We start from the raw sequence: 25,977 nt of genomic DNA, 5'->3' as shown, positions 1-25,977 counted from the left end.
AGCTGATACCGTGCCGCGCCTTTCACCCCCGGCCGCGCAGTGCATGAGGAGCGCCATGTTAGACAAGATCAAGCCCACGTCCGCCGTCAACGCGCCGAACGATCTCAACGCGTTCTGGATGCCGTTCACCGCGAACCGGGCCTTCAAGCGCGCGCCGAAAATGGTCGTGGGTGCCGAAGGCATGCACTACATCACCGCCGATGGCCGCAAGATCATCGACGCCGCCTCGGGCATGTGGTGCACCAATGCGGGCCACGGCCGCAAGGAAATCGCCGAAGCCATCAAGGCGCAGGCCGACGAACTCGACTTCTCGCCGCCGTTCCAGTTCGGCCAGCCGAAGGCGTTCGAACTTGCCAGCCGGATCGCCGATCTGGCGCCGGAAGGCCTCGACCACGTGTTCTTCTGCAATTCGGGCTCGGAAGCCGGCGACACCGCGCTGAAGATCGCGGTCGCCTATCAGCAGATCAAGGGCCAGGGCTCGCGCACTCGCCTGATCGGCCGCGAGCGCGGCTATCACGGCGTCGGCTTCGGCGGCACCGCGGTCGGCGGCATCGGCAACAACCGCAAGATGTTCGGCCCGCTGCTCAACGGCGTCGACCATCTGCCTGCGACGTATGATCGCGATAAGCAGGCCTTCACCAAGGGCGAGCCGGAATACGGCGCGCATTTCGCCGACGCGCTCGAAGGCCTCGTCAACCTGCACGGCGCCAACACCATCGCGGCGGTGATCGTCGAGCCGATGGCCGGCTCCACCGGCGTGCTGCCGGCGCCGAAGGGCTACCTCAAGCGCCTGCGCGAGATCACCAAGAAGCACGGCATCCTGCTGATCTTCGACGAGGTCATCACCGGCTACGGCCGTCTCGGCTACGCCTTCGCGTCCGAACGCTATGGCGTCACCCCGGACATGATCACCTTCGCCAAGGGCGTCACCAATGGTGCGGTGCCGATGGGCGGCGTGATCACCTCGGCCGAGATCCACGATGCGTTCATGACCGGCCCCGAGCACGCGGTCGAGTTGGCTCACGGCTATACCTATTCGGCGCACCCGCTGGCCTGCGCGGCCGGCATCGCCACCCTCGACATCTACCGCGACGAGAAGCTGTTCGAGCGCGCCAAGGCGCTGGAGCCGAAATTCGCCGAGGCGGTGATGTCGCTGAAGTCGGCCCCGAATGTGGTCGACATCCGCACCGTCGGCCTGACCGCCGGTATCGACCTCGCCCCGATCACCGACGCGGTCGGCAAGCGCGGCTTCGACGCGATGAATGCCGGCTTCCACGACCACGAGCTGATGCTGCGGATCGCCGGCGACACCCTGGCGCTGACCCCGCCGCTGATCCTCAGCGAGGACCACATCGGCGAGATCGTCGACAAGGTCGGCAAGGTGATCCGCGCGGTCGCCTGATTCTGCCCGATATCCCCTTGGGACGGCGGACGAATCCAGTGGACTCGTCCGCCGAATCGACAAAGATGGCGGATCGGCAGGCAACCACCGGCTTAAATGATCCGCATCTCGACCATTTTCATCGCCGTCTGCATGGTGCTGATCGCCACCTCGCTCGGCATGGTGGTGTATGCGGTCGCCGGGTTTAACTTCGCCCAGGCGTCGCTGGTCGGCCTGACCGCCCTGACATTGTTCGTGCTGTACCAGGCGGTTTCGATGCGGATGCGCGACCGCGCCGAGGCCGGCGATCAGATCGCAGACCTGTCGCGTGGCACCGCCGATCTCGCCCGGCAGGTCGGCGAATTCGGCCGGCGGCTGGCGGTGGTCGAGGCCAAGCTGGTTTCCGCCCAGTCCTCCCAGCAGGACCGGGTCCAGCACGTCTCCGACGAAATCACCGAGCTGGGTACCCTGGTGCAGCAGTTGGCTGCCTCGGTCGCCGCCCACGAAGACCTTCTGACCTCCGCCGCCCGCAGCGAGGTCCGCCCCGAGGCGATCGCGGCGCCGGCTCCGGCTGCTCTGGCTCCGCCCGTGATCCCGTCCGCGACCGTACCGGCGGTTGCCGCTGCGGCGCCCGTTTCGGCGCCTCAGCCCGAAACGTCGAACCTCGCAGCTCCCCCCGCGCCGGCGCCGACCGCTGCCGCTGCCACGACTCTGGTGCAGGACGCCGCCTCAGTCCCGGCTGTGGTCCCGCCGCCCGCCGTCGTTTCAGCTCCTACCGGTCCCAATATGGCGGAAGCGGTGGCGAGCGCGGTCGAGGGCGGCCGCTTCGATCTGTATCTGCAGCCGATGGTCTCGCTGCCGCAGCGCAAGGTGCGGGCCTACGAGGTGGTGACGCGGCTGCGCGACACCGCCGATCAGGCGATCCCTGCCGAAACCTATCTGCCGATCGCCGAGACCGCCGGGCTGATGGGACGGATCGACAACGCGATCCTGCTGCGCGCCGTCCAGGTGGTCCGGCGCCTGCTGGTGCGCAACAAGGACGTCGGGCTGTTCGTCAACATCGCCGGTGCGACGCTGGCCGACACCGCCGCCTTCGCCCAATGCCTCGACTTCCTGGAAGCCAACCGCGCGCTGGCGCCGTCGCTGATCCTCGAATTCAAGCAGAGCACGCTGCGCGGCCTCGGTCCGATCGAAACCGAACACCTCGCAGCGCTGGCGCAGCGCGGCTACCGGTTCTCGATCGACCACGTCACCGATCTGCGGTTCGAGCCGCGCGAGCTGGCCGATCGCGGCGTCCGCTTCATCAAGGTGCCGGCGGCGCTGCTGCTCGCCGCGCATGACACCGCGTCCGCCGACATCCACCCGGTGGATCTGTCCGATCTGCTCGGCCGGTTCGGCATCGATCTGGTCGCCGAGCGGATCGAGGGGGAACGCGCCGTGGTCGACCTGCTTGACTACGATGTGCGGTTTGGGCAGGGGTTCTTGTTCGCAGCGCCCCGTCCGCTGCGGCCAGAGACCGCCACCAACGCGGCCGCGCCGGCTTCCAACGCCCCGGCCCAGCAGGACATCAATCTTGATCCAGGCAAGCTACCGCAGAGCCCGCTCGCTCGCATCGAGCCGGCACGCGTCACCGGCAATGCCGCACTGGTCCGCCGCGCCGCCGGCCCGTTCTGATCGTTTCAGCCGATGACAAAACTGCGTTTCGTCGAGCATCTGCACGAGCTCGTCGGCTCGGTCGACGTCGTGCTCAGCGACATCTGGGGCGTGGTGCACAACGGCCTGGAGTCGTTCCCGGACGCCTGCGCGGCGCTGAAGACCGCGCGTGACCAGGGCCGCACCGTGGTGCTGATCACCAACGCGCCACGGCCGGCGGATTCGGTGCAGCGTCAGCTGCGCAAGCTCGACGTCCCGGACGATTGCTACGACGCGATCGTGTCGTCGGGCGATCTCACCCGGATCTATGTGGCCGAACATCCCGGCCAGTCGATCTACTGGCTCGGCCCCGATCGCGACAACTCGATCTATCGCGGCCTCGATGCGGTGCTGACGCCGCTCGACAAGGCCGACTACATCATCTGCACCGGCCCGTTCGACGACGAGACCGAGTCGGCCGAAGACTATCGCGAGATGATGGGGCAGGCGCTGGAGCGCAAGCTGACGCTGGTCTGCGCCAATCCGGACATCGTGGTCGAGCGCGGCGACCGGCTGATTTACTGCGCCGGCGCGATCGCCGAGTTGTATCGCGAGCTCGGCGGCGAGGTGATCTTCTACGGCAAGCCGCACCGGCCGATCTATGATCGCGCGATGGCGCTGGCCCGACAGATCCGCGGGACCGACACGCCGGCGCAGCGGGTGCTGGCGATCGGCGACTCGGTGCGGACTGATCTGGCCGGCGCGCAGGGCTACGGCATCGATCTACTGTTCGTCACCCGCGGCATCCATGCCGACGCATTCGAGGGCATCGATCGGCTCGACACCGCTGCGGTGACCGAACTGTTCGGCCACCCGCCGCTGGCACTGACCCGCGAGCTGCGCTGGTAAGCGCAGCTCGACTTCTACCTTTCGAGAGTGATCAGCGGCCTTCGCGCAGCCAGGTCGCCGCGAACGCGCCGAGCAGCAACAGCAAGCCGATCAGGCCGGTGAACACCGGCAGCACGCCGACGCCGGTGACGACGCTGGCATCGCGCATCCGCACGCCAAGCCAGCCGTCGCCGCGGAAGATCGTCGCCGAGGTCACCGGCACGATCCGCGGCAGCTCGACGCTGCCGTTCTCGGCGATTCGCCGGGCGTCGCCGCCGGTGGCCTGCGCCAGCGGCCGCAGCGTCTCGGTGGTCGAGGTGACTTCCGCAAATTCCTTCGGGTTGACCGGCCCGACATTGATCAGCGCCTTCAGGGTACCGTCGGTCGCCGACCACAGTCCGAGCTCGTCGGCCGGCAGCGTCGCCCGCCAGGTGCCGGGATCGCCCGCCGCGAGCGTGAGTTCGCGGGTCTTGCCCGAAGGCGAGGTGACGGTCACGGGCGGCACGCTGTCACCCATGGTCTGCCGCAGAACTTCGAGGTTCTTGCCCTCGGACTTCAACCGCAACGCTTCTTCGTCGAGGTCCGGCTGCTTCATCAGCCAGTGCGACATCCGCCGCAGCAGATCGAGATGCGGTCCGCCGCCCTCGTAGCCGCGCGCCCACAGCCAGATGTGGTCGGAGAGCAGCAGCGCGACCCGGCCCTCGCCGAAATGCGACAGCAGCAGCAGCGGCATATTGTCGGCGCCGGTCATCAGCGGCGCAGCAGTCGCGTTGCGGGTGTCGACCGTGCGGAAGAACCGGCTCCAATGCGGTGGCTCGGACGCCGAGCCTTCGAGGCCGCGCGTCACCGGATGGCGCTTGCCGGCGTCCGACAGCCGCGCGTGATACGGCTTCTCGGTGACGCCGACCGGCTCGGCCGGCAGCAGCGTGTCGAGTGGCGTGCGCCAGATCGAGGTTGTCGACGCGTAGTCCGGTCCCGCCGACACCAGCACCGCGCCGCCATTTTTCACGTAGCGCGAGATGTTGTCGAAATACGCCATCGGCAGCACGCCCTGGCGGGCGTAGCGGTCGAAGATGATCAGTTGAAACTCGTTGATCTTCTGCTGGAACAGCTCGCGGGTCGGGAAGGCGATCAGCGACAATTCGTTGATCGGCGTGCCGTCCTGCTTCTCCGGCGGCCGCAGGATAGTGAAGTGCACGAGATCGACGCTGGCGTCGGACTTGAGCAAATTACGCCAGGTACGCTCGCCGGAATGCGGCTCGCCGGACACCAGCAGCACCCGCAGCTTGTCGCGGACGCCGTCGATCGACACCACGGCGCGGTTGTTGACCAGCGTCAGCTCGTTCTCGACCGGCGAGGCCTCGATCTCGACGATGTTCTGGCCGGCATGCTTGATCTCGACATCGACGTTGACGGTCTGGCCGCTGAGCACGGTGCGCTGGTTCAGCACTTCGCCGTCGCGACGCACCACCACGCGGGCACGGTCGCCGGTGATGCCCTGGTCGTCGAGCCGATAGGTGATGGTCTGGGTCTGGCCGACGATGCCGAACCGCGGCGCCGCCAGGATTGCGATGCGGCGGTCGCGCTCGTCCTTGCGGCCGGTGATCAGCGCCTGCACCGGCGCCTGGAAGCCGAGCGCCTGCGCGTTCGCTGGGATGTCATGGACGCGGCCGTCGGTGATCAGGAACGCGCCGGCGACGCGGTCGGTCGGCACGTCGGACAAGGCCGAGGTCACCGCGCCGAACAGCTTGGTGCCGTCGGTTTCGCCGTCCGCCTGGCCGGCTTCGACGACGCGAACCTCCAGGCCCTTGATCTGCTTCAGCCGATCGACAAGCGCCTCCTTGGCCTGCTCGGCTTCTTCGGTGCGCTTGCCGAAGTTCTGACTCGGGCTCTTGTCGACCACCACGGCGGCGACCGAGGACAGCGGCTCGCGCTCCTCGCGGGTGAACGACGGATTGGCCAGCGCCAGCACGATCAACGCCAGCGCCGCGATCCGCACCCACGCGCCCCGCGAGCGCCCGATCAGCAGCACGAGTGCGATCACCGCCACGGCGGCAATCGCGACCCACAGCACGGCGGTCGGAACAAGAGGCGCAAAGGCGATGCCGTAGTGCAATGCGTTCTCCTCGTCGCTCATGGTTCGAGACGCATCGCTGCGCGATGCTCCTCACCATGAGGTCCTCGTTTCGTCGTCCCGCCTCAAGCGAGACCTCTCCCTCATCCTGAGGAGCCCGGCGAAGCCGGGCGTCTCGAAGGATGAGCTAACTACTGCCCCAGCCGCTCGATCAGCGCCGGCGCGTGGACCTGGTCGGCTTTGTAGTTGCCGGTCAGGGTGTACATCACGATGTTGACGCCGGCGCGGAAGGCGAATTCGCGCTGGCGCGGTTCGCCCGGTGTCAGCGGCAGCATCGGCTGGCCGTCGGGCCGCATCGCCCAGGCGCCGGCGAGATCGTTGGAGGTGATGATGATCGGCGACACGCCGTCGCCGCCGCGCGCCGGGCGGGTGGTGTCGTCATCGTCGGTCTCGCGCGGCAGCGCCTCGACCCAGGTCTGGCCGGCGGTGAAGCGGCCGGGGAAGTCACGCAAGAGATAGAACGTCTTGGTCAGCACGTGCTCGCGCGGCACCGGCTCCAGCTCCGGCACGTCGAGCGACGACAGCACGTCGCGCAGCGTGATCATGCCCGGCGTCTGCGATGCGCCGTTCGGATCCGGCGGCGCTTCGATCGCGTCGCGGGTGTCGAAGATCACCGTGCCGCCCTGCTTCATGTAGGCGTCGATCTTGTTGAGAGCGTCCTGCGGCGGCTTCGGCCCGCCGGCGACGATCGGCCAGTAGATCAGCGGGAAGAACGACAGCTCATCGCGCGCCGGATCGACGCCGACCGGCTCGCCGGCTTCGAGCGCGGTTCGCTGCGCCAGGAACAGCGTCAGTCCGCTCATCCCGGCTTTGACGATGGCGTCGACGTCTGCGTTGCCGGTGATCACATAAGCGAGGTGAGTCTGTGCGGTCGCCTTGATGGCAAAGTCGTCCTTGGCGGCTTGCGCGCGCAGCGGCAGCGGCATCGACGCCAGCGGCAGTGCGATAATCAGCGCCAGCGCGGCAGTCGCGGCGCGGCGGCGGCGCATCAGCAGCGCAGCGAGGCCGCCGCCGAGCACGGCGACGATCAACGCATCGAGCAGGAACAGGCCGAGCGACGAGGCCAGCAGCATGCCGCGCAGATCGCGCGGTTCGGCGTTGCTGTAGGCGGCGCGGCGGGCGTTGATCGCCGAAGTATCCAGCGGCGCAATCCGATCAGCTGCGGCCAGCGCGTTGACGGCGATCGGTCCATCGGCGGGACCATAGAAGCCGGGCGGATGTTCGGCGCTGCCACGCTCGCGGTAATCAGCCGGGATCGGCTTGGCGGAGGCCGGCGGCGGGCCGAACGCGCCGAAGCCGTCGAGCGTGCGCAGCGGCGACACCGTCTCGGCGGCATTCGGATCGGCCGCAACGCCGGCGCCTGGCGTCGAGGTGTAACCGGACATGTCGACCAGCCGGCGCAGCATCTCGACGAAGGTGCCGGACATCGGCAGGTTCGACCAGCGCATGTCGGCGCTGACGTGGAACAGTGTCACCAGCCCCTTGCCGCGATGCTCGCCGGTGACCAGCGGCGTGCCGTCGGCGAGCGACGCCCAGCTCTTGCCGGGCAGCGTCGCGTCCGGCTCGGCCAGCACCTGGCGGTTGACCGTGACGTCGCTCGGCACCGCGAGCCCCGCGAACGGGCCGTCACCGGAGAACGCAGCGAGCTGCTGCGGCTTCTCCCACGTCAGGCTGCCGCCGAGGCTGCGGCCGCCTTTGCGGAGCTTCACCGGCACCAGATCGTCCTCGTCCTGACGGGCGAGACGAGGGCCGGCAAACCGTACCAGCACGCCGCCCTGTTCGATCCAGGCATCGAGCCGTTGGCGGATTTCAGGGGACAGCGCGCCGACATCGGCGAGCACGATCATCGGCAGCTTCTGGTCGAGGAATTGCGCGATCACCTGTTGCGGGGCGGCGCGTTCGCCCTGGCGCAGATCGGCGAACGGCGACAGCGCACGGGTGAGATAAAACGTCGCCGCGAGCAGCGGCTGTGCCGTGTCGGCGCTCGCGCCTGACACGATCCCGACCGCGCGGCGGCGCCAGCGCTTGTCGAGCAGCTGCACGGCGCCCGCGGAGCGCTCGCCGGCGATTTCAAGGCGGGCGATGTCGTTGCGCAGTTCGACCGGCAGATCGAATGCCGCTTCGGTTTCGGTGGCGCCGGGCGCAAGGCTGAAGCGGGCTTCGCCGATCGGCGCGCTCTTGGCATCGAGCGCGCGGACGACGCCGGCGTCGACGCCGCCGCTTTGGGCGCGCAGCACCTTCACGGTCATCTTCGCCGCAGCGTTTTCGGCGGCAGCCAGTGCGTGTGCCGGTGGGGCACCGCCTTCGACGATGGTGACGCTGCGGTTCTGGACCAGCTTGTTCAGCCCGGTGACGAAATCATTGCCGCGACCGGTGTCGACACCGTCCGTCAGCCACACCAGTTCGGCATCAACGGCGGTTTTCAGGAAACGCTCGATGCAGGGCAGCGCCTCGACCCGCTCGACCGCATAGGGCTTGGGCGCGAGCTGGCGCAGCGACACTCGTGCCGTGCCGGCCGGCATCAGAGCCGGATCGCGCGCCGTCTCCGACAGCGGCGCCAGCGCCACCGCGCGGCGGGCGCTGTCGGCTTCGGCGATCAGTTCGTCGGCGGCCTTGATCCGCGCCTCCCAGCTCGACGCTGCGCTCCAGCCGTCGTCGAGCAGGATCAGCAGCGGCGCCTGACTGCCGCCGGCAGCGGTCTGCGGATTCCAGATTGGGCCGGCAAGCGCGATGATCACCAGCGCGGCCGCGAGCATGCGCAGCGCGGTCAGCCACCACGGCGTCCGCGACGGGGTCTCTTCTTTCGGGGCGATGTCGAACAGCAGCCGGGTCGGCGGGAAATCCACGCGGCGCGGCCGCGGCGGCATCACCCGCAGCAGCCACCACAGCGCCGGCAACGCCAGCAGACCGATCAGCAGCAGCGGCTGTGCGAACGAAAGGGGGAGGGCGCCGATCATGCGCCACGTCCTGCTTTGCCGCCGGCGTCCTTGGCGGTGGTCATGCCGGCGTGCAGGAATAACAGCAGCTCGGCGGCCGAGCGCGAGGTGGTGTGGGTCGAGAACAGCCAATCGAGCTTGGAGGTCTCGGCACGGATCGCGTCACGGTGCGCGGCGACCAGAGCGACATAGTCGCTGGCCCATTTCTCCGCGCGGCCGGCGGTAATCGCACCGCCACCTTCGGGCTCGACGAATTCGACCCGCCCCGCATAAGGAAAGCTCTCTTCGGCCGGATCGACGATCTGCACCAGCGTGCCGTGCGCGCCGGAAGCCGACAGGCCGGCGAGCATTTGCCGGATCTCACCGACCGGCGACCAGAAGTCGGACAGCACCACGATCTCGGCCCGCGACGACGGCACGAATGACGGCGGCAGGCTGCTGCGCGTTGAGGTGTCGTGCAGGATCGCCTGCGCCATCTTGTCGATGACGTTGTTACTCGAGGTCGGGTTCATCAGGCCGGGAATGCCGACCCGTTCGCCGCCGGCGACGAGCAGGTCTGCCAGCGCGAACGCCACGATCAGGCCGCGCTCGAGCTTGCTGTCGCGCGCGGTTTTGGAAGCGAAGGCCATCGACAGCGAGCGATCCGGCCACAGCCACACTGTGTGCGCAGCTTCCCACTCCAGCTCGCGGACATAGAGATGATCGTCGCGCGCCGAGCGTCGCCAATCGACGTTTTGCGCCGGCTCACCGGAGACGAAGCGGCGATACTGCCAGAAATTTTCGCCGGCGCCGGCGCGGCGGCGGCCGTGCAAACCGTGCGTGACGTTGTTGGCGATCTTGCGGGCCTCGAGCATCAGGCGCGGCAACGACGCGGCGAGCGAACGGCTTTCTCCGTCCGCGCGGCGAACCGCCAGCGTCTCCTGGGTGCGATGCTCGTCGGCCTGCGCCATCAGCCGATCCGGCTCTTGAGCTTCTGGATCACGTCCGGAATGGTGCGGCCTTCGGCGCGGGCCGAGAACGTCAGCGCCATACGATGCTTCAGGATCGGTTCGGCGAGGTCGAGCACGTCGTCGATCGAAGGTGCCAGCCGGCCGTCGAGCAGCGCGCGGGCGCGCACCGCCATCATCAGCGATTGGCTGGCGCGCGGGCCGGGGCCCCAGGCAATCAGCTTGCCGAGGTCGCCGGCGTCGGGGCCGGGACGTGCCGAGCGCACCAGCGACAGAATCGCTTCAACGACCGAGTCGCCGACCGGGAGCCGCCGCACCAAGCGCTGTGCCGCGAGCAGCGTTTCGCCGCTCATCGTTGCGCGCGGCGCCGCCTGCTCGGCGCCGGTGGTGTCGAACAGGATGCGGCGTTCGGCGTCGCGATCCGGATAGTCGACGTCGATCTCCATCAAGAAGCGGTCGAGCTGGGCTTCCGGCAGCGGGTAGGTGCCTTCCTGCTCTAGCGGGTTTTGCGTGGCGAGCACATGAAACGGCTTCGGCAGATCATGCCGCGCGCCCGCAACGGTGATGTGCTGCTCCTGCATCGCCTGCAGCAGCGCCGACTGGGTACGCGGGCTGGCGCGGTTGATTTCGTCGGCCATCAACAGCTGCGCAAACACAGGTCCGGCGATGAAGCGGAATGAGCGCTTGCCCGCCGCGGTCTCGTCGAGCACCTCGGCGCCGAGAATGTCGGACGGCATCAGGTCGGGGGTGAACTGCACGCGCTTGGCATCGAGCCCGAGCGTCACACCCAGGGTTTCCACCAGCTTGGTCTTGGCGAGGCCAGGGACGCCGATCAGCAGGGCGTGGCCGCCGGACAGAATCGTCACCAGCGTATTTTCGACCACGCGGTCCTGGCCGAAGATCACGGTCGAGATCGCTTCCTTGGCGGCTCGCACTTCGCCGGCGACCTGCTCGGCCGAGCGGACGATGACGTCTTCGAGCTTCTCGACACTGTCTGCGCCGGCCATATCGTCTCTCCTGTCCACACCGGCCGCCGCCGGGCCGGTTGTTTTCACCGGGAGCATGTTAGGCTGTTCGCCGCGAGACAGCGAAGGCCCTGGTTTCATTCACCAAATCTTTCCCCACATTATGAGCATCGCGGGATTGGCGCGGATCACGTTGTGGAGAGTTAAAACAAGCCGCGCGTGGCGAAACAGGGCAGCTCGGGTGCCGGGTTGGAAATCGAGGGTCAGGGTAAACAATGGCGAAGCAAGGGCAGAGTTCACCGCACAATCTCGACGGCCTCACCGAGGCTGCGCGCGAGGCCGCGGCGAGCGCCGCCAAGGGCAAGGGCTTGCCGCCCGTGCATCTTTGGAACCCGCCGTTCTGCGGCGATCTCGACATGCGCATCGCTTCGGACGGAACCTGGTTCTATCTCGGCACGCCGATCGGCCGTCCCGCCTTGGTGCGGCTGTTCTCGACCATTCTGAAGCGCGAGGGCGACAAACACTTCCTGGTGACGCCGGTCGAGAAGGTCGGCATCAAGGTCGACGATGCGCCGTTTCTGGCCGTCGAAATGGTCAAGGACGCGGACGAGCGCGGAGCGCTGCTGCGCTTTCGCACCAATGTCGACGATTGGGTGACGTGTGACGCCGACCACCGCCTAAGGTTCGAGGTCGCCGACGATGGCGGAGTGACACCGTACCTTCACGTGCGCGCCGATCTGTGGGCCAAGGTGACGCGGGCGGTGTATTACGATCTGGTTGACATCGGCGAGGAGCGAGTGGTCGATGGTCACCCGATGTTCGGCATTGCGTCCGGCGGCGCGTTCTTCGCCATGGCCGATGCCGAGCTGATGAGGGAAGCGCATTGACCGGACCGATGACGGGAACGCAGTCTGCCAGCGGTAGCATCAGTTCGGCGGAATTCTTCGATCGAGCCCAGCGTCGGCTGCGGTTCGACGTGCCTGCGGCGCTCACCGAGGCCGGGGTGATTCCCGCCACCGGCGATCAGGGCAACGATCAGATGCTGCGCACCATCGCGCAGGAACGGCCGATCCGTCCCGCCGCGGTGCTGATTCCGGTGGTCGAACACGCCGAGCCGACCGTGCTGCTGACGATGCGGGCCGCGCATCTCAACGATCATGCCGGCCAGATCGCGTTTCCCGGCGGCAAGATCGACGCCACGGACAATTCGCCGCTCGATGCCGCCTTGCGCGAGGCCGAGGAAGAGATCGGGCTCGACCGCTCCTATGTCGAGCCGATCGGCTATCTCGATGTCTATGGCACCAGTTTCGGTTTCCGGATTTTGCCGACGGTGGCGCGGGTGCGGCCGGGATTCGAACTCACCATCAACAAATCCGAAGTCGACGACGCCTTCGAAGTGCCGCTCGCGTTCCTGATGGACCCCGGCAATCATCAATTGCACAGCAAGGAATTCCGCGGCGCGCAGCGGTCCTACTACGCGATGCCGTTCGCCGAGCGCTACATCTGGGGCGCGACGGCCGGCATCCTGCGCGCGCTGTATGAACGGGTCTGCCTGCCATGATCCGCGTGGTGCTCACTGAGGTCGGAATTTTCCTCATACCTTTCGTGCTCTACGCGGTCTTCCTGATCGCCACCCGGTCGGCAATGCTGCATCATTCATCCTGGCCGCTTCGCGTGGTCGGATGGCTGGTGGCAACGGCCCTGGTGCTGGTGATCTTGAGCTTGCTGCTGCTTGTGCACTATTCGGGCGCACCGCCGGGATCGACTTACGTTCCGGCGCATATGGAGAACGGCAGGCTGGTGCCTGGGGTGGAGAAATGACCGACGTGCCGGTGCGCAGCGATGCGCCGTGGCTGCACACGGGACCGGCGGCGCGGGTACTCGCGCTGCTGAACGGCGACGGCGAAGAGGCGCGGGTGGTCGGCGGCGCCGTCCGCAACGCATTGCTGGGCGAGCCGATCGGCGATGTCGACATCGCCACCACCGCGGTCCCGGACGAAGTGGTCCGCCGTGCCAAGGCGAGCGGTATCAAGGCGGTTCCGACCGGGATCGAGCATGGCACCGTAACGCTGGTGCTCGACGGGCACGGCTTCGAAATCACCACGCTGCGCGAAGACGTCGAGACCTTCGGCCGCAAGGCCAAGGTCGCGTTCGGCCGCGACTGGGACCGCGACGCGCAGCGCCGCGACTTCACCATCAATGCACTCTCGATGTCGGCCGACGGCACCGTGCACGACTATGTCGGCGGGCTCGCTGACATCGCGACGCGGCGGGTGCGCTTCATCGGCGATCCGGACCAGCGCATCGCCGAGGATTACTTACGCATCCTGCGGTTCTTCCGCATCCATGCCGCCTATGGTGCCGGGGCGCCGGACCGCGAGGCGTATCTCGCCTGCATCCGCGGCCGCAGCGGGCTTGCGACGCTGTCGGCCGAACGGCTGCGGATGGAGATGCTGAAGCTGATGATCGCCGATGGCGCGGAGGCCTCGGTGGTGGCGATGGCCGATGGCGGGCTGCTGCTCGCGGTTCTCGGCGGTGTCGCATATCTCGGCGCCTTCGCGGCGATGATCGCCGCCGAACGCGACCTTGGTCTTGAACCCGATGCGGTGCGGCGGCTCGGTGCGCTGGCGGTCGCCGTCACTGAGGATGCCAAGCGGCTCGCATCGCGGCTGCGGCTCTCCAACGTCGAAGCCAAGCGGCTCGACTCGATGGGGCATCGCTGGTGGCGTCTTGCCGGGATGGACGAAGCGACCGCGCGGCGCCGGCTGTACCGGCTTGGTGAAGCGCGGTTTCACGATCGCATGATGCTGGCCTGGGCCCGCGCCGGCCTCGGGGTCGATCCGGCGCCGTGGTGCCAACTGATCGCGCTGCCGCAGCGCTGGCAGGCGCCGACGTTCCCGCTGAAGGCTGCTGATTTTCTGGCGCGCGGCTTCGCCGCGGGGCCTGCGCTCGGCCACGTGCTGACGCTGGCAGAAGATGCCTGGCTGGCGGCCGATTTCCCGCTCGACCCGGCCGCGCTCCGCACCATCGCGGATCAGACCGCAGCAAGATTCGCGCGCGATCATCTGCTGTAACTGATACGGCGATTAGCGGGTAGGAATGCGCCGGAGCGACGCAACGCTAAGCGTTGAGCTGGTGCTGAAAATACGCGGCCGCTTGGTGATCCGCGGCCGCGTCAGTGATGGCGAAGACAGCCTGCTCGTTCAGGCGACCTTGGTCTGCTCGTCGTCGTCGAGATCGTCGTCTTCGTCCTCATCATCGTCGACTTCGACCGCGATGGAATCGAGCACGGCAAGCGGCAGGGTCTCGCGGAACAGATCGCCGTCTTCGCCCATCCACAGGCAGGTGGCGCTGTCGTCGCTGGCTTCCGCCACCGTCATCGCCTGGCCGCCGGATTTCAGCATGACGATATCGCCCGGTTTCAAGTCCATGGTCGGCTCCTGCTCGGTTGTTGACCTCGCATAGGAGCCTAGCGATTCGTCATGACAGCCGGATCACGCCAGCGCGAGCTACCTGATGCCGGTGATCTTGTGAGTCTGCAGGCTGAGCCGCCATTGCGGATGCTTCAGGCAGTAAGCGATCGCCCGCGTGGTGTTGTCGTCGCGGTCCGGGCCGTCCATCGGTTGCAGCGAAAACCGCTCGAACTCGAGCGCCGCAAAGTCTTCCGGCATCGCGTCCGGCTGCGGGTACACCAGCTTCAACTCATCGCCGCGGCGGATGCGCAGCTCGGCACCGGCTTTCGGACTGACGCACAGCCAGTCGATGCCGGCCGGCGGCTCGATCGTGCCGTTGGTCTCGACCCCGATCGCAAAGCCGCGCGCGTGCAGTGCGGCGATCAGTTCGCCGTCGAGCTGCAGCAGCGGCTCGCCGCCGGTGATCACCACGTAGCGATCGCGCATCTCGCCGACCCACTGATCGCTGATGGTGTCGGCGAGCAGCTCGGCGCTGGCGTAGCGGCCGCCGAGTGTGCCGTCGGTGCCGATGAAGTCCGTATCGCAGAATTTGCAGGTCGCCTGATCGCGGTCCTGCTCGCGGCCCGTCCACAGATTACATCCGGCGAAACGGCAGAACACTGCTGCACGGCCCGCATGGGCGCCTTCGCCCTGCAGGGTTAGAAATATCTCCTTAACCGCGTAGCTCACCCGCGTCGGTCCTCACTGTGCGAATTGGACTTGCCGCAGCGCCTCGCCGGTCACCATCGCCGCGGCCATCGCGACGTTCAGCGAGCGCAGGCCGGGCTGCATAGGAATTACCACCCTGGCATCGGCGGCGGCAGCGACCTCGTCCGGCACCCCGGCACTTTCCCGGCCGAGCATCAGTACGTCAGTCGCTTGGTAACGCTGTTCGAAATAAGGCCTTTCACCTTTGGTCGTAAGTAAAATCAGCCGGCAACCCGCGTTTTTCCGCCATTGCTCGAATTTTAGCCAGGAATCGTGCCGGACTATGCTCACCTGATCCAGGTAGTCCATCCCGGAGCGGCGGAAATGCCGATCGGAGGTCGGAAAGCCGGCTGGCTCGATGATGTGCGCTTCCACGTTCAAACAGGCGCAAAACCGAAGAATAGTGCCGGTGTTCTGTGGGATGTCGGGTTGAAACAGCGCGATCCGCATCCCGTAATGCTCCCTATCAACTGAACGATAACGTGCCGTGTGTCATGGCACATCTTGGAATCGATCGAGGCGCGCCAATTAGCCGTTCGCGGGCTTGCGCTCTACCGGCAAGGGTGCCAATAGAACGATTCTGGACTGTCTGTTCTACCCGACCGGCCATGACAAGCGGCCCGGGGCATGTTGAAGGCCGCCGATCTCGCGACCTCCCCGGGCGATCGTCTCGCAAGCTTTGCCGAGAGCGCTGTGCCGGTCGCAGAGATGAAAGGGCTTTGGATCGTGACGACAGAGGCTTCGGCGGAACCGACACGCCGTGATTTTCTCTATATCGCAACCGGCGCGGTTGCCGCCGTCGGTGCGGCGGCCGCGGTGTGGCCGTTCATCTCGCAGATGAACCCCGACGCGTCGACCATCGCTGCCGGCGCGCCGATCGAAGTCGATCTGACCCCGATCGCTGAAGGTCAGGACATCAAGGTGTTCTGGCGCGGTCAGCCGATCTACATCATGAACCGCACCAAGAAGCAGGTCGAAGAAGCGCGCAACACGCCGCTGTCCGACCTCAAGGATCCGCAGACCGATCAGGCGCGGACCAAGGAAGGCCACGAGAACTGGCTGGTGGTGGTCGGCATCTGCACCCACCTGGGCTGCATTCCGATCGCGCACGAGGGCAAATACGACGGGTTCTTCTGCCCGTGCCATGGTTCGCAGTACGACAGCTCCGGTCGTATCCGCCAGGGGCCGGCGCCGCTCAACCTGCCGATTCCTCCCTACCAATTCGTCTCCGACACCAAAGTCCAGATCGGCTGACGTTCCCGTGCGCCGTACCAATGCTTACTAGGATCGCATCATGAGCGGACCCTCGACCTATCAGCCACAAAGCCCCTTGATGAAGTGGCTGGAGCAGCGCCTGCCGATCGCGGGCCTCGTTCATTCCTCTTTCATCGCCTATCCGACGCCGCGTAACCTCAACTACTGGTGGACGTTCGGCGCCATCCTGTCGATGATGCTGGCGGTGCAGATCGTCACCGGCATCGTGCTGGCGATGCACTACACCCCGCACGTCGATCTCGCCTTCGACTCGGTCGAGCGGATCGTCCGCGACGTGAACTACGGCTGGCTGCTGCGCAACATGCACGCCGCCGGCGCGTCGATGTTCTTCATCGCCGTCTACATCCACATGCTCCGCGGCCTGTACTACGGTTCGTACAAGGCGCCGCGCGAAGTGTTGTGGATCCTCGGCGTCATCATCTACCTGCTGATGATGGCGACCGGCTTCATGGGTTACGTGCTGCCGTGGGGCCAGATGAGCTTCTGGGGCGCCACCGTGATCACCAACCTGTTCTCGGCGTTCCCGGTCGTCGGCGACAGCATCGTGACGCTGCTGTGGGGCGGCTATTCGGTCGGCAACCCGACCCTGAATCGCTTCTTCTCGCTGCACTACCTGCTGCCGTTCGTGATCGCCGGCGTGGTCGTGCTGCACGTCTGGGCGCTGCACGTCACCGGCCAGAACAACCCGGCCGGCGTCGAGCCGAAGACCGAGAAGGACACCGTTCCGTTCACGCCTTACGCGACCCTCAAGGACGTGTTCGGCATGTCGTGCTTCCTGGTATTCTACTCCTGGTTCATCTTCTACATGCCGAACTACCTCGGTGACGCGGAGAATTACGTTCCGGCCAACCCGGGCGTGACCCCGCCGCACATCGTGCCGGAATGGTACTACCTGCCGTTCTACGCGATCCTGCGTTCGATCCCGAACAAGCTGATGGGCGTCATCGCGATGTTCGGCGCGATCATCGTGCTGCTGTTCCTGCCCTGGCTCGACAGCTGCAAGGTGCGCTCGTCGCGCTATCGCCCGATGGCCAAGCGCTTCTTCTGGGCCTTCGTGGTGACCTGCCTGGTGCTGGGCTGGCTCGGCTCGAAGCCGGCGGAAGGCATCTACACCACGCTCGGTCAGGTGTTCACCTTCTTCTACTTCGCCTACTTCCTGATCGTGCTCCCGGTGCTGGGTCGTATGGAAAAGACTCTGCCGCTGCCGAACTCGATCGCCGAAGACGTGCTCAACAAGGGCAAGGTCGCCAAGGCCGTTGCCGGCCTGGTGGCGGTGCTGTTCGCAGGCGGCCTGATGGTCGGCGGCGTGCAGCCGGCCAAGGCCAACGAAGGTGGCGAGAACCCGCCGTCGCTGCAGTGGAGCTTCGCAGGTCCGTTCGGCACCTACGATCGCGCCCAGCTGCAGCGTGGCTTCAAGATCTACAAGGAAGTCTGCTCCAACTGCCACTCGCTGAAGCTGTTGCAGTATCGCAACCTCGCCGAGCCGGGTGGTCCGGGCTTCACCGTGGAGCAGGCCAAGGAGATCGCGGCCGCTGCGCAGATCAAGGACGGTCCGAACGATCAGGGTGAGATGTTCGAGCGTCCCGGCCGGCTCGCCGACACCTTCCACTCGCCGTTCCCGAACGAGCAGGCTGCCCGTGCGGCCAACGGTGGTGCGGCTCCGCCGGACATGTCGCTGCTGGCCAAGGCGCGCACCTATCCGCGTGGCTTCCCGCAGTTCATCTTCGACTTCTTCACACAGTTCCAGGAGCAAGGCCCGAACTACATCGCCGCGCTGCTGCAGGGCTACGAAGACACCCCGCCGGAAGGCTTCAGTCTCCCGGATGGCTCGTTCTACAACAAGTGGTATCCGGGCCATTCGATCAAGATGCCGCCGCCGATCCAGGCCGGCATGGTGAGCTACGACGACGGCACGCCGGAAACGCTCGAGCAGTACGCCAAGGACGTCTCGACGTTCCTGGTGTGGGCTTCCGAGCCGCACATGGAGGCCCGCAAGCGCCTCGGTCTGCAGGTGATGATCTTCTTGGTCATCCTTTCCAGCCTGCTGTACTTCGTGAAGCGCAAGGTGTGGTCGAACGTCCACTAAGCGGCGAACGAGCCAACACAACGAGACAGGAAAGCCCCTTCGGGGGCTTTTTTGTTGTCTGCATTCCGGCGTTTGCCGATGAGTAGCGATTGCATCCGACGACTGCTCCGGACAAAATAATCAAAAGCAATTGCATGTAACCCGCGCGGAGGATCCATGGGCACGCTGATCACTTTCAAACGTCCGGATGGCAAGGAAGCGAGCGGCTATCTCGCCAACGCCGCCAGTGGCAAAGCGCCGGGCGTGGTGGTGATCCAGGAATGGTGGGGGCTGTCCGAGCAAATCAAGGGACTGACCGACCGCCTCGCGCTGGCCGGCTTCGATGCGCTGGCACCGGACCTCTACAACGGCACGGTGGTTCCGTATCACGACACGGATGCGGCCAATAAAGAGATGAGTTCGCTCGACTTCATGGACGCCACCACCCAGACGGTGCGCGGCGCTGTGAACTACCTGTCGCGCAACGGCGCCAAGGTCGGCCTGACCGGCTTTTGCCTCGGCGGCGCCGTGACGGTGATCGGCGCCTGCAAGATCCCGGAACTGAGCGCTGCCGTCGTGTTCTACGGCATTCCGCCGGAGCAGGCGGCCAAGCCGTCCGAGGTGCGGGTGCCGATGCAAGGCCATTTCGCCAATCGCGACGATTGGTGCACCCCGCAGGTGGTGGACGCGTTCGAGGCTGGGTTGAAGGCCGCCGGCAAGCAGGCCGAGTTGTTCCGTTATGAAGCCGACCACGCCTTCGTCAACGAGCAGCGTGCGGCGGTGCACGACCGCGAAGCGGCGGAACTCGCCTGGTCGCGAGCGATGCAGTTCTTTGGAAAGCATCTCTCCTGACGGCTGCAGCCCGGTAAAATTTGAGCTTTCGGCTGAAGACTTGGCAGATCAGTTTGCTGCGATAACGTCGGCCTACGCCACGAGGACAGCATGGTTGAAAAAGTCGTAAACCCGGATCTCCGAAACGTCGTCGACCTCGACAGCTACCGCGCCAAGCCGATCGGCCTGCGCGGCGCCGGGGCCGAAGGCCGTCGGTGCAGGCATTGCGGCGCGGCGCTGCTCGATGACGAGTTGGAGGATGATTGCTCAAGTGCCGGCATTGCCCTGCAATCGCCGGCCCGCCGACGACCGACGCGCGTGTTCCGCGCCGACTGATTTGACGACGACCGGCGTGGCCGCCAAGCGCCACGCCGCACGCACCCATTCGATGCGATCGTCTGCAGCGCCCCGTTTCCGATCATCGGAAGCGGGGCGTTGGTCTTTCGGGAGTAAGAGAGCGGGGGGTGCCGCCGTCTAAGGGTCAGACGTGCTGGCCGCCGTTGATGTGGATCTCGGCGCCGTTCACGTAGGACGAGGTCTCGGTGCACAGCACATAGATGATCTTGGCGACCTCATCCGGGGTGCCGAGCCGGCGCATCGGAATCTGCTCTTCGACGATCTTCTCGGTGCCGGGCGACAGGATCGAGGTGTCGATCTCGCCGGGGGCGATCGAGTTCACCCGCACGCCGACCGGACCGAAATCCGCCGCCATCTCCCGGGTCAGCGCTGCGAGCGCCGCCTTCGAGGTCGCGTAAGCGGCGCCAGCGAACGGATGCACGCGCGATCCGGCGATCGAGGTGACGTTCACCACCGAGCCCTTCACCGCCTTCAGTTCCTCGATCAACCCGCGCGCCATCATGATCGGCGCGAAGAAATTCACCCGGAACACGTGCTCCCAGGTGTCGAGTTCGGTGTCGATCGAGCCGAGCCGGGCACCGCCGGGAGCCTTCGGCGAGATCGCGGCATTGTTGACCAGCGCATGCAGGGCGCCGCCATCGAGCCGCTCGCGGATCTCGTCGATCGCCCGCAGGGTGTCGGCGCGATCGCCGAGGTCGACCTGAATGTGGTCTTCGGGGCCGGCGCCCCACGGGCACTGCTCCGGAAACGGATGCCGGGAGCAAGTGATCACTCGCCAGCCCGCGCTGGAGAAACGGATCACCGTGGCATGGCCGATGCCGCGACTGGCGCCGGTCAGGAGCATGGTCCGGCGCGGCGCGTTGCTCTCGGGCGGGCGCGGCTTTTGGGAGTCGGGGCTCATGGATACAGCCTTGTCTTGGTCCAGGGGTGATCCGGGGTGTCCCGGCGGAATTCGATGCGGTCGTGCAGGCGGAACGGGCGGTCGTGCCAGAACTCGATTCGGGACGGCGTGATCCGCCAGCCGCTCCAGCCGGGCGGCCGCGGAACGTCGCCGACCAGATGGCGCGCCGCCACCTTGGCGATCGCCTGCTCGAACGCGAACCGGCTTTCCAGCGGCTGCGACTGCTTGCTCGCCCAGGCGCCGATCTGCGCCTGCTTCGGCCGGGTGGCGAAATAGGCATCGGCCTCGGTGTCGGTCACCGGGGTCACGGTGCCGCGAATCCGAATCTGCCGGCGCAGCGATTTCCAGTGAAACAGCAGCGCGGCTTTCGGATTGGCGGCCAGCTCGCGGCCCTTCTGACTGGCGATGTGGCTGTAGAACACGAAGCCGTGCTCGTCATAGCCCTTCATTAGAACCATGCGCACGTCGGGCAGGCCGTCGGGATCGACCGTCGCCAGCGCCATCGCGTTCGGATCGTTGGGCTCGGATTTGTTGGCTTCCGCAAGCCATTCAGCGAACAGCGCAAACGGATTCTCTGCCGCGGTGAAATCACCGGGCGTTAACTCACTCTGTGGTCTGATCGAGGGGTCGCTCATGCGAGGGAATCCGACTTGTGCTTCACCGCGGTCCGGAACGCGCTGCCGGTCCTGTATAGGTCCAACCTATATAGGGCACGGCAACGCATTGGCCTATCGGCCATCGCGCAAGGCGCGTCAGCGATGATAGCGATTCTAATCGGAGCTTCGCTCGGTGGCTGCGGCATGAATAGCCGCGACGGCGCCTTCGCCCAGATGGACAGCAGCGACTTCACCGGCTCGATCGGCGCTGTGCTGCCCGCCCGCGAGGAGGGCCCGACCGACGCCGATATGGCGCTGGCGCGGATTGCGGCATCCGATGTGCTGACCAAGGGCGACAAGGATTCCAGCCAGCCGTGGGAAAATCCGACCACCGGCGCACGCGGCTCGGTGACGCCGCTGGCCGCGGCCTACAGCAACGAAGGCCGCACCTGCCGCGACTTTCTCGCCTCCTATGTGAAAGAGCGGACCGAGAGCTGGATGCAGGGCGCAGCGTGCCGAACCTCGCAGGGGCATTGGGAAATCCGCTCGCTGCGGCCGTGGCGCAAGAGCTGATTCCGATCGAATTGCGCTCGCTACCGGGCCGATTCCGGTTGCAAAAAAGACATGAAACCCCCAGATGACTGGCGACGGGCGTTCGCCCACAGTTGAAATTCCTGAAGGAGACGAGACGGATGCGCGACCCCTATGAGGTCCTGGGGGTGCAGCGGGACGCCAGCGCTGCGGCGATCAAAAGCGCCTATCGCAAGCTGGCGAAGAAGCATCACCCCGACAGCAACAAGAACGATCCCAAAGCCGCCGCGCGTTTCGCTGAAATCAATTCCGCCAACGAAATCCTCGGCGACGAGACCAAGCGCAAGCAATACGACCGCGGCGAGATCGATGCCGAAGGCAAGCCGCGCTTCCAGGGTTTCCCTGGCGGCGGTGGCCGTGCGGGCGGCGCCGGTGGGTTCGAGCAATATTCCTTCCGCAGTGGCGGCGGAGCCCCCGGTGGCGGGTTCGGCGGCGCGGCCGGCTTCGAGGACATCCTGAATTCGATGTTCGGCGGCGCGGCTGGGGCGCGCGGCGCGGGCGCGCGTGGTCGCACCCAGGGCTTCGACTTCGATACCGGCTTCGCACCCGACCTCGATCAGTCGGTGTCGATGACGGTGACGCTCGAAGAAGCGACGCGCGGCACCGAAAAGCGGGTGCGGCTGCCGACCGGCAAAGAGCTCAACGTCAAGATTCCGGCCGGCGTCGGCGCCGGTCAGCAGATCCGGCTGAAGGGGCAGGGCGAAAGCGCGCCCGGTCACCGTGCCGGCGACCTGCTGATCACCGTGAACATCGCCCCGCATCCTTACTTCAAGGTCGACGGTAACGATCTGAAGCTCGAGCTGCCGCTGACGCTGTATGAAGCGGTGCTTGGCGCCAAGGTCCGGGTGCCGACGCTGACGGGTGCGATCGAACTGTCGATCCCGAAAAATACGTCCAGCGGTCGGATCTTCCGGCTCAAGGGCAAGGGGCTGCCGAAAGGCGGCGCGACCGGCGATCTGTTCGTCACCACCCGCATCATCCTGCCGGACGGCCACGATGCCGAGCTGGAGAAGCTGATGCAGAAGTGGCGGGACGACCACCCTTACAATCCGCGCACCGATCTCGGCTAAGGTCGCGATCGGCCGACCCTGACGCAGGTGCGGCCTCGGTGCGGGGGATCAGCGCGCAACCCCGCCCGAGGCCGCTTGCGTCGACCGGCGGATCGGACGCGACTCACACGATGCTGAGTGGCCGGTGCGATTCTGCGGCGCGTCGGTGTTCCGATTGTCGATAATCGATGTCGAAAATGGGATCGCGCGGTTAGCACGCATTGAAAATGCTGCGCGATTTCGAATAGCGCACGATTTTCCAACTAATTGCCGAGAGCCGTTCTGCGCGGCGCCGATCGATGCCGCGCGGAGCAGCCCAGGCTTGCCCAAATGGTTGAATTTGCACGGGGACATGGGGCTGTACCCGGCCGGGCCGCTGGTGTAGGTCGAAGGCCGATTGCAAGACGATAGGATAGTCCATGTCGACAGCTTCCGGCCTGATGCAAGGCAAACGCGGCGTTATTCTCGGCGTCGCCAACAACCGTTCGATTGCTTACGGCATCGCGAAAGCCTGCCGCGCCCAGGGCGCCGAGATCGCGCTGACCTATCAGGGTGACGCGCTGAAGAAGCGGGTCGAGCCGCTTGCCGCCGAGCTCGGCGGCCTCGTGCTCGGGCACTGCGACGTCACCGACGGCGCCACCATCGACGCGGTGTTCGACGTGGTGAAGGAGAAGTGGGGCAAGATCGACTTCGTGGTCCACGCCATCGCGTTCGCCGACAAGGACGAGCTCGACGGCCGTTATGTCGACACCTCGCCGGAGAACTTCTCGAAGTCGATGCTGATCTCGTGCTACTCGCTGACCGCGATCGCGCAGCGCGCCGAGAAGCTGATGACCGACGGCGGCTCGATCATCACTCTGACCTATTACGGCGCCGAGAAGTGGATGCCGCATTACAACGTGATGGGTGTCGCCAAGGCGGCGCTGGAGGCCAGCGTGCGCTATCTCGCCGCCGACCTCGGCGAGAAGAACATTCGCGTCAACGCGATCTCGGCCGGCCCGATCAAGACCCTGGCCGCGTCCGGCATCGGCGACTTCCGCTACATCCTGAAGTGGAACGAATACAACGCGCCGCTGCGCCGGACGGTGACGATCGAGGAGGTCGGCGACAGCGCGCTGTACTTCCTGTCCGACCTGTCGCGCGGCGTCACCGGCGAAGTCCACCACGTCGATTCCGGCTACCATGTTGTCGGTATGAAGAACCCCGACGCGCCGGACATCTCGCTCGGCGGCAAGGACTGAGACACAACCAGAATCGTCATGCGCGGGTTTCGCGCATTGCATTTGTCCCGTCATTGCGAGCGAAGCGAAGCAATCCAGGGCCCAGATCATGTGGCTGCTGGATTGCTTCGTCGCTTCGCTCCTCGCAATGACGCTGAGGCTGATCGGCATTCATGCCCACCATCTACTTCATCCGCCACGGCGAGACCGACTGGAACGCGACCGGGCGATATCAGGGCACGCGCGACATTCCGCTGAACGACAAGGGGCGGGGGCAGGCGGTTTCGGCCGGCGGCGTGCTCGGCGGTCTGCTCGCACGGAGCGGCCAGCAGCCGGCGGAGCTCGACTATCGCGCCAGCCCGCTCGGCCGCGCCCGAGTCACCATGGAGCTGGTGCGCGGTGCGCTGGGTCTGCCGGCGCAGGACTACACGGTCGACGATCGGCTGCGTGAGATCACCTACGGCGCCTGGGAAGGCTTCACCCTGAAGGACATGGAGCAGTCCGATCCGGCGCTGTATGCCGCGCGCCATGCCGATCGCTGGAACGTCGCGCCGCTGCGCGGCGAGAGCTACGCCCAGCGGCTGCCGTTCATCACCGACTGGGTTGCGTCGTTGACGCGGGACACCGTCGCGGTCGGCCACGTCGGCACCGGCCGCACCCTGTTCGTCGCGCTCGGCCTGAAGACCCCGCGCGAGGCGCTGGAAGGCCCGATCCAGCAGGGTGCCGTCTACGTCTTCCGCGACGGCGGCTTCGAGATCGTCAGCTGAGCTCTTCCCCTCTCCCACAAGGGGGAGAGGGGTCTAAGGCCGGTTTGACCCTGTCCGGCCGGCGCGTTACCACACCGGCGCAATCCAAAAGGGGCGGTCCGCGCCATGTCGTTCAATACCTTCGGCCATATGTTTCGCGTCACCACCTTTGGCGAAAGCCATGGGGTGGCGATCGGCTGCGTGGTCGATGGCTGCCCGCCGCTGATCCCGCTGACCGAAGCCGACATCCAGGGCGATCTCGACCGCCGCCGGCCCGGCCAGTCGCGCTTCACCACCCAGCGCCAGGAAGCCGATCAGGTGAAGATCCTGTCCGGCGTGATGGTGCATCCCGAAACCGGGGTACAGGTGACGACCGGCACGCCGATCGCGCTGTTGATCGAGAATACCGATCAGCGCTCCAAGGATTATTCGGACATCCAGAACAAGTACCGCCCCGGCCACGCCGATTTCACCTATGAGGCGAAGTACGGCATCCGCGACTATCGCGGCGGCGGCCGGTCGTCGGCGCGCGAGACCGCGAGCCGGGTCGCGGCCGGCGCGATCGCCCGCAAGGTGATCGCCGGCATGACCGTGCGTGGCGCGCTGGTGCAGATCGGTCCGCACAAGATCGATCGCGACAAATGGGACTGGGACGAGATCGGCAACAACCCGTTCTTCTGCCCGGACAAGGACAAGGCGGCGTTCTACGCCGACTATCTCGACGGCATCCGCAAATCCGGCTCGTCGATCGGCGCGGTGGTTGAGATCGTCGCCGAGGGCGTGCCGGCCGGGCTCGGGGCGCCGATTTATGCCAAACTCGACGGCGACCTCGCCGCGGCGCTGATGAGCATCAATGCGGTGAAGGGCGTCGAGATTGGCGACGGTTTTGCCAGCGCCGAGCTGACCGGCGAGCAGAACGCCGACGAGATGCGCACCGGCAATCATGGTCCGGCGTTCCTGTCGAACCACGCCGGCGGCATCCTGGGCGGCATTTCGACCGGCCAGCCGGTGGTGGCGCGGTTTGCCGTCAAGCCGACCTCGTCGATCCTGACCCCGCGCAAGACCGTCGACCGCACCGGCCACGACACCGAGATCCTGACCAAGGGCCGTCACGACCCCTGCGTCGGCATCCGCGCCGTGCCGGTCGGCGAGGCGATGGTCGCCTGCGTGCTGGCCGACCATCTGCTGCGGCATCGGGGGCAGGTCGGCGGCTGACCAGCCGGGCCGCCTGTCTCGCTTCAGCATCCGCGCAGGACCGCTGGATGACTGCCATGAGTCCAGTCCTGCTACAAAACGCCACGCG

25 protein-coding genes are annotated in these 25,977 nt (G+C 66.4%); 16 read left to right on the top strand and 9 right to left on the bottom strand.

Annotated elements, in window-relative coordinates:
- Positions 1-55: 55 nt before the first annotated feature.
- The 3 genes from aptA to DY467_RS05355 all read left to right on the top strand — a co-directional run bounded on the left by aptA (position 56) and on the right by DY467_RS05355 (position 3,922).
- Positions 56-1,402, top strand: a complete 1,347-nt coding sequence (aptA, locus tag DY467_RS05365) for an omega-aminotransferase AptA (RefSeq protein WP_164634423.1) — start codon at positions 56-58, stop codon at positions 1,400-1,402.
- 96 nt (positions 1,403-1,498) lie between these two features.
- Positions 1,499-3,055 (top strand): EAL domain-containing protein, encoded by a 1,557-nt coding sequence (locus DY467_RS05360; RefSeq protein ID WP_164634421.1) that lies wholly within the window; start codon positions 1,499-1,501, stop codon positions 3,053-3,055.
- Positions 3,056-3,067: 12 nt separating this feature from the next.
- Positions 3,068-3,922 carry a TIGR01459 family HAD-type hydrolase gene (locus DY467_RS05355; RefSeq protein WP_107343332.1) on the top strand — a complete coding sequence of 285 codons (855 nt, stop codon included), beginning with the start codon at positions 3,068-3,070 and terminating at the stop codon, positions 3,920-3,922.
- A gap of 31 nt (positions 3,923-3,953) precedes the next feature.
- Here DY467_RS05355 and DY467_RS05350 read toward each other — a convergent pair whose 3' ends face one another.
- From DY467_RS05350 to DY467_RS05335, 4 genes are all read right to left on the bottom strand, one after another.
- Positions 3,954-6,017, bottom strand: coding sequence for a hypothetical protein (locus tag DY467_RS05350; protein ID WP_164634539.1), 2,064 nt, complete (start codon positions 6,015-6,017; stop codon positions 3,954-3,956).
- 149 nt (positions 6,018-6,166) lie between these two features.
- Positions 6,167-8,992 (bottom strand): DUF4159 domain-containing protein, encoded by a 2,826-nt coding sequence (locus tag DY467_RS05345; protein WP_164634419.1) that lies wholly within the window; start codon positions 8,990-8,992, stop codon positions 6,167-6,169.
- Entirely contained in the window at positions 8,989-9,921 is a 933-nt protein-coding gene (locus DY467_RS05340; RefSeq protein WP_164634417.1) for a DUF58 domain-containing protein, read from the bottom strand. Before DY467_RS05340 ends, DY467_RS05345 begins: the two co-directional genes overlap by 4 nt.
- On the bottom strand, positions 9,921-10,925 hold the full coding sequence (locus DY467_RS05335) for an AAA family ATPase (RefSeq protein ID WP_012494880.1): 1,005 nt from the start codon (positions 10,923-10,925) through the stop codon (positions 9,921-9,923). The genes DY467_RS05340 and DY467_RS05335 overlap by 1 nt, the downstream gene beginning before the upstream one ends.
- Before the next feature lie 233 nt (positions 10,926-11,158).
- Here DY467_RS05335 and DY467_RS05330 point away from each other — a divergent pair, with 233 nt between their 5' ends.
- The 4 genes from DY467_RS05330 to DY467_RS05315 are packed head-to-tail and all read left to right on the top strand — an operon-like array spanning position 11,159 to position 13,957.
- The gene (locus DY467_RS05330) at positions 11,159-11,770 is read left to right on the top strand and encodes a DUF1285 domain-containing protein (protein ID WP_164634415.1); all 612 of its coding nucleotides are present in this window, start codon (positions 11,159-11,161) and stop codon (positions 11,768-11,770) included.
- Between the two features lie 8 nt (positions 11,771-11,778).
- Entirely contained in the window at positions 11,779-12,444 is a 666-nt protein-coding gene (locus DY467_RS05325; protein ID WP_205502061.1) for a CoA pyrophosphatase, read from the top strand.
- A complete protein-coding gene (locus DY467_RS05320) occupies positions 12,441-12,704 on the top strand; it encodes a DUF6111 family protein (RefSeq protein WP_107343337.1) in 264 nt (87 codons plus the stop codon). Before DY467_RS05325 ends, DY467_RS05320 begins: the two co-directional genes overlap by 4 nt.
- Positions 12,701-13,957: a CCA tRNA nucleotidyltransferase gene (locus tag DY467_RS05315; protein WP_164634412.1), complete on the top strand. Its 1,257-nt coding sequence runs from the start codon at positions 12,701-12,703 to the stop codon at positions 13,955-13,957. The genes DY467_RS05320 and DY467_RS05315 overlap by 4 nt, the downstream gene beginning before the upstream one ends.
- A 129-nt stretch (positions 13,958-14,086) precedes the next feature.
- On the opposite strand, the gene DY467_RS05310 is transcribed toward DY467_RS05315, so the two are convergent.
- From DY467_RS05310 to DY467_RS05300, 3 genes are all read right to left on the bottom strand, one after another.
- On the bottom strand, positions 14,087-14,314 hold the full coding sequence (locus DY467_RS05310; protein ID WP_107354539.1) for a YodC family protein: 228 nt from the start codon (positions 14,312-14,314) through the stop codon (positions 14,087-14,089).
- 78 nt (positions 14,315-14,392) lie between these two features.
- On the bottom strand, positions 14,393-15,025 hold the full coding sequence (gene queE, locus DY467_RS05305) for a 7-carboxy-7-deazaguanine synthase (RefSeq protein ID WP_107343340.1): 633 nt from the start codon (positions 15,023-15,025) through the stop codon (positions 14,393-14,395).
- 12 nt (positions 15,026-15,037) lie between these two features.
- Positions 15,038-15,493, bottom strand: a complete 456-nt coding sequence (locus tag DY467_RS05300) for a tRNA (cytidine(34)-2'-O)-methyltransferase (protein WP_107343341.1) — start codon at positions 15,491-15,493, stop codon at positions 15,038-15,040.
- A gap of 276 nt (positions 15,494-15,769) precedes the next feature.
- Here DY467_RS05300 and petA point away from each other — a divergent pair, with 276 nt between their 5' ends.
- From petA to DY467_RS05280, 4 genes are all read left to right on the top strand, one after another.
- The gene (gene petA / locus DY467_RS05295) at positions 15,770-16,297 is read left to right on the top strand and encodes a ubiquinol-cytochrome c reductase iron-sulfur subunit (protein WP_012494887.1); all 528 of its coding nucleotides are present in this window, start codon (positions 15,770-15,772) and stop codon (positions 16,295-16,297) included.
- Positions 16,298-16,337: 40 nt separating this feature from the next.
- Complete coding sequence (locus DY467_RS05290) at positions 16,338-18,404, top strand: cytochrome c1 (protein ID WP_164634410.1); 2,067 nt, start codon at positions 16,338-16,340, stop codon at positions 18,402-18,404.
- A 156-nt stretch (positions 18,405-18,560) separates the two neighbouring features.
- Entirely contained in the window at positions 18,561-19,235 is a 675-nt protein-coding gene (locus DY467_RS05285; protein ID WP_164634408.1) for a dienelactone hydrolase family protein, read from the top strand.
- Between the two features lie 90 nt (positions 19,236-19,325).
- Positions 19,326-19,550, top strand: coding sequence for a hypothetical protein (locus DY467_RS05280; protein ID WP_107343344.1), 225 nt, complete (start codon positions 19,326-19,328; stop codon positions 19,548-19,550).
- 145 nt (positions 19,551-19,695) lie between these two features.
- Here the strand turns inward: DY467_RS05280 and DY467_RS05275 are convergent, their stop codons facing one another.
- Together DY467_RS05275 and pdxH are read right to left on the bottom strand one after the other, a co-directional pair.
- Positions 19,696-20,472, bottom strand: a complete 777-nt coding sequence (locus DY467_RS05275) for an SDR family NAD(P)-dependent oxidoreductase (protein ID WP_107343345.1) — start codon at positions 20,470-20,472, stop codon at positions 19,696-19,698.
- On the bottom strand, positions 20,469-21,107 hold the full coding sequence (gene pdxH / locus DY467_RS05270; RefSeq protein WP_107343346.1) for a pyridoxamine 5'-phosphate oxidase: 639 nt from the start codon (positions 21,105-21,107) through the stop codon (positions 20,469-20,471). The genes DY467_RS05275 and pdxH overlap by 4 nt, the downstream gene beginning before the upstream one ends.
- Before the next feature lie 123 nt (positions 21,108-21,230).
- Between pdxH and DY467_RS05265 the strand changes: the two genes are divergently transcribed.
- From DY467_RS05265 to aroC, 5 genes are all read left to right on the top strand, one after another.
- Complete coding sequence (locus tag DY467_RS05265) at positions 21,231-21,641, top strand: RT0821/Lpp0805 family surface protein (protein WP_107343347.1); 411 nt, start codon at positions 21,231-21,233, stop codon at positions 21,639-21,641.
- Between the two features lie 119 nt (positions 21,642-21,760).
- The gene (locus DY467_RS05260; RefSeq protein ID WP_107343348.1) at positions 21,761-22,729 is read left to right on the top strand and encodes a DnaJ C-terminal domain-containing protein; all 969 of its coding nucleotides are present in this window, start codon (positions 21,761-21,763) and stop codon (positions 22,727-22,729) included.
- A gap of 398 nt (positions 22,730-23,127) precedes the next feature.
- On the top strand, positions 23,128-23,949 hold the full coding sequence (fabI, locus tag DY467_RS05255) for an enoyl-ACP reductase FabI (protein ID WP_107343349.1): 822 nt from the start codon (positions 23,128-23,130) through the stop codon (positions 23,947-23,949).
- 152 nt (positions 23,950-24,101) lie between these two features.
- Positions 24,102-24,695: a histidine phosphatase family protein gene (locus DY467_RS05250; RefSeq protein WP_164634406.1), complete on the top strand. Its 594-nt coding sequence runs from the start codon at positions 24,102-24,104 to the stop codon at positions 24,693-24,695.
- 105 nt (positions 24,696-24,800) lie between these two features.
- Positions 24,801-25,889: a chorismate synthase gene (gene aroC, locus DY467_RS05245; protein ID WP_107343351.1), complete on the top strand. Its 1,089-nt coding sequence runs from the start codon at positions 24,801-24,803 to the stop codon at positions 25,887-25,889.
- Positions 25,890-25,977 lie beyond the last annotated feature (88 nt).

The sequence above is a fragment of the Rhodopseudomonas sp. BR0G17 genome, assembly GCF_010907025.1.
Classification (GTDB): Bacteria; Pseudomonadota; Alphaproteobacteria; order Rhizobiales; family Xanthobacteraceae; genus Rhodopseudomonas; species Rhodopseudomonas palustris_H.
Note: the sequence above shows the minus strand (reverse complement) of the source record. Positions and strands in the feature narration are given on the sequence as shown.

Bases quoted from the DNA above. Each gene is read 5' to 3' on its own strand.
- DY467_RS05355 (WP_107343332.1), top strand. From the start codon at position 3,068: ATGACAAAACTGCGTTTCGTCGAGCATCTGCACGAGCTCGTCGGCTCG.
- DY467_RS05310 (WP_107354539.1), bottom strand. From the start codon at position 14,314: ATGGACTTGAAACCGGGCGATATCGTCATGCTGAAATCCGGCGGCCAG.
- DY467_RS05360 (WP_164634421.1), top strand. From the start codon at position 1,499: ATGATCCGCATCTCGACCATTTTCATCGCCGTCTGCATGGTGCTGATC.
- DY467_RS05290 (WP_164634410.1), top strand. From the start codon at position 16,338: ATGAGCGGACCCTCGACCTATCAGCCACAAAGCCCCTTGATGAAGTGG.
- DY467_RS05330 (WP_164634415.1), top strand. From the start codon at position 11,159: ATGGCGAAGCAAGGGCAGAGTTCACCGCACAATCTCGACGGCCTCACC.
- DY467_RS05285 (WP_164634408.1), top strand. From the start codon at position 18,561: ATGGGCACGCTGATCACTTTCAAACGTCCGGATGGCAAGGAAGCGAGC.
- DY467_RS05275 (WP_107343345.1), bottom strand. From the start codon at position 20,472: ATGAGCCCCGACTCCCAAAAGCCGCGCCCGCCCGAGAGCAACGCGCCG.
- DY467_RS05300 (WP_107343341.1), bottom strand. From the start codon at position 15,493: ATGCGGATCGCGCTGTTTCAACCCGACATCCCACAGAACACCGGCACT.
- DY467_RS05280 (WP_107343344.1), top strand. From the start codon at position 19,326: ATGGTTGAAAAAGTCGTAAACCCGGATCTCCGAAACGTCGTCGACCTC.
- DY467_RS05320 (WP_107343337.1), top strand. From the start codon at position 12,441: ATGATCCGCGTGGTGCTCACTGAGGTCGGAATTTTCCTCATACCTTTC.
- DY467_RS05345 (WP_164634419.1), bottom strand. From the start codon at position 8,992: ATGATCGGCGCCCTCCCCCTTTCGTTCGCACAGCCGCTGCTGCTGATC.
- DY467_RS05250 (WP_164634406.1), top strand. From the start codon at position 24,102: ATGCCCACCATCTACTTCATCCGCCACGGCGAGACCGACTGGAACGCG.
- fabI (WP_107343349.1), top strand. From the start codon at position 23,128: ATGTCGACAGCTTCCGGCCTGATGCAAGGCAAACGCGGCGTTATTCTC.
- pdxH (WP_107343346.1), bottom strand. From the start codon at position 21,107: ATGAGCGACCCCTCGATCAGACCACAGAGTGAGTTAACGCCCGGTGAT.
- DY467_RS05325 (WP_205502061.1), top strand. From the start codon at position 11,779: ATGACGGGAACGCAGTCTGCCAGCGGTAGCATCAGTTCGGCGGAATTC.
- DY467_RS05315 (WP_164634412.1), top strand. From the start codon at position 12,701: ATGACCGACGTGCCGGTGCGCAGCGATGCGCCGTGGCTGCACACGGGA.
- DY467_RS05340 (WP_164634417.1), bottom strand. From the start codon at position 9,921: ATGGCGCAGGCCGACGAGCATCGCACCCAGGAGACGCTGGCGGTTCGC.
- DY467_RS05260 (WP_107343348.1), top strand. From the start codon at position 21,761: ATGCGCGACCCCTATGAGGTCCTGGGGGTGCAGCGGGACGCCAGCGCT.
- DY467_RS05265 (WP_107343347.1), top strand. From the start codon at position 21,231: ATGATAGCGATTCTAATCGGAGCTTCGCTCGGTGGCTGCGGCATGAAT.
- aptA (WP_164634423.1), top strand. From the start codon at position 56: ATGTTAGACAAGATCAAGCCCACGTCCGCCGTCAACGCGCCGAACGAT.
- DY467_RS05335 (WP_012494880.1), bottom strand. From the start codon at position 10,925: ATGGCCGGCGCAGACAGTGTCGAGAAGCTCGAAGACGTCATCGTCCGC.
- aroC (WP_107343351.1), top strand. From the start codon at position 24,801: ATGTCGTTCAATACCTTCGGCCATATGTTTCGCGTCACCACCTTTGGC.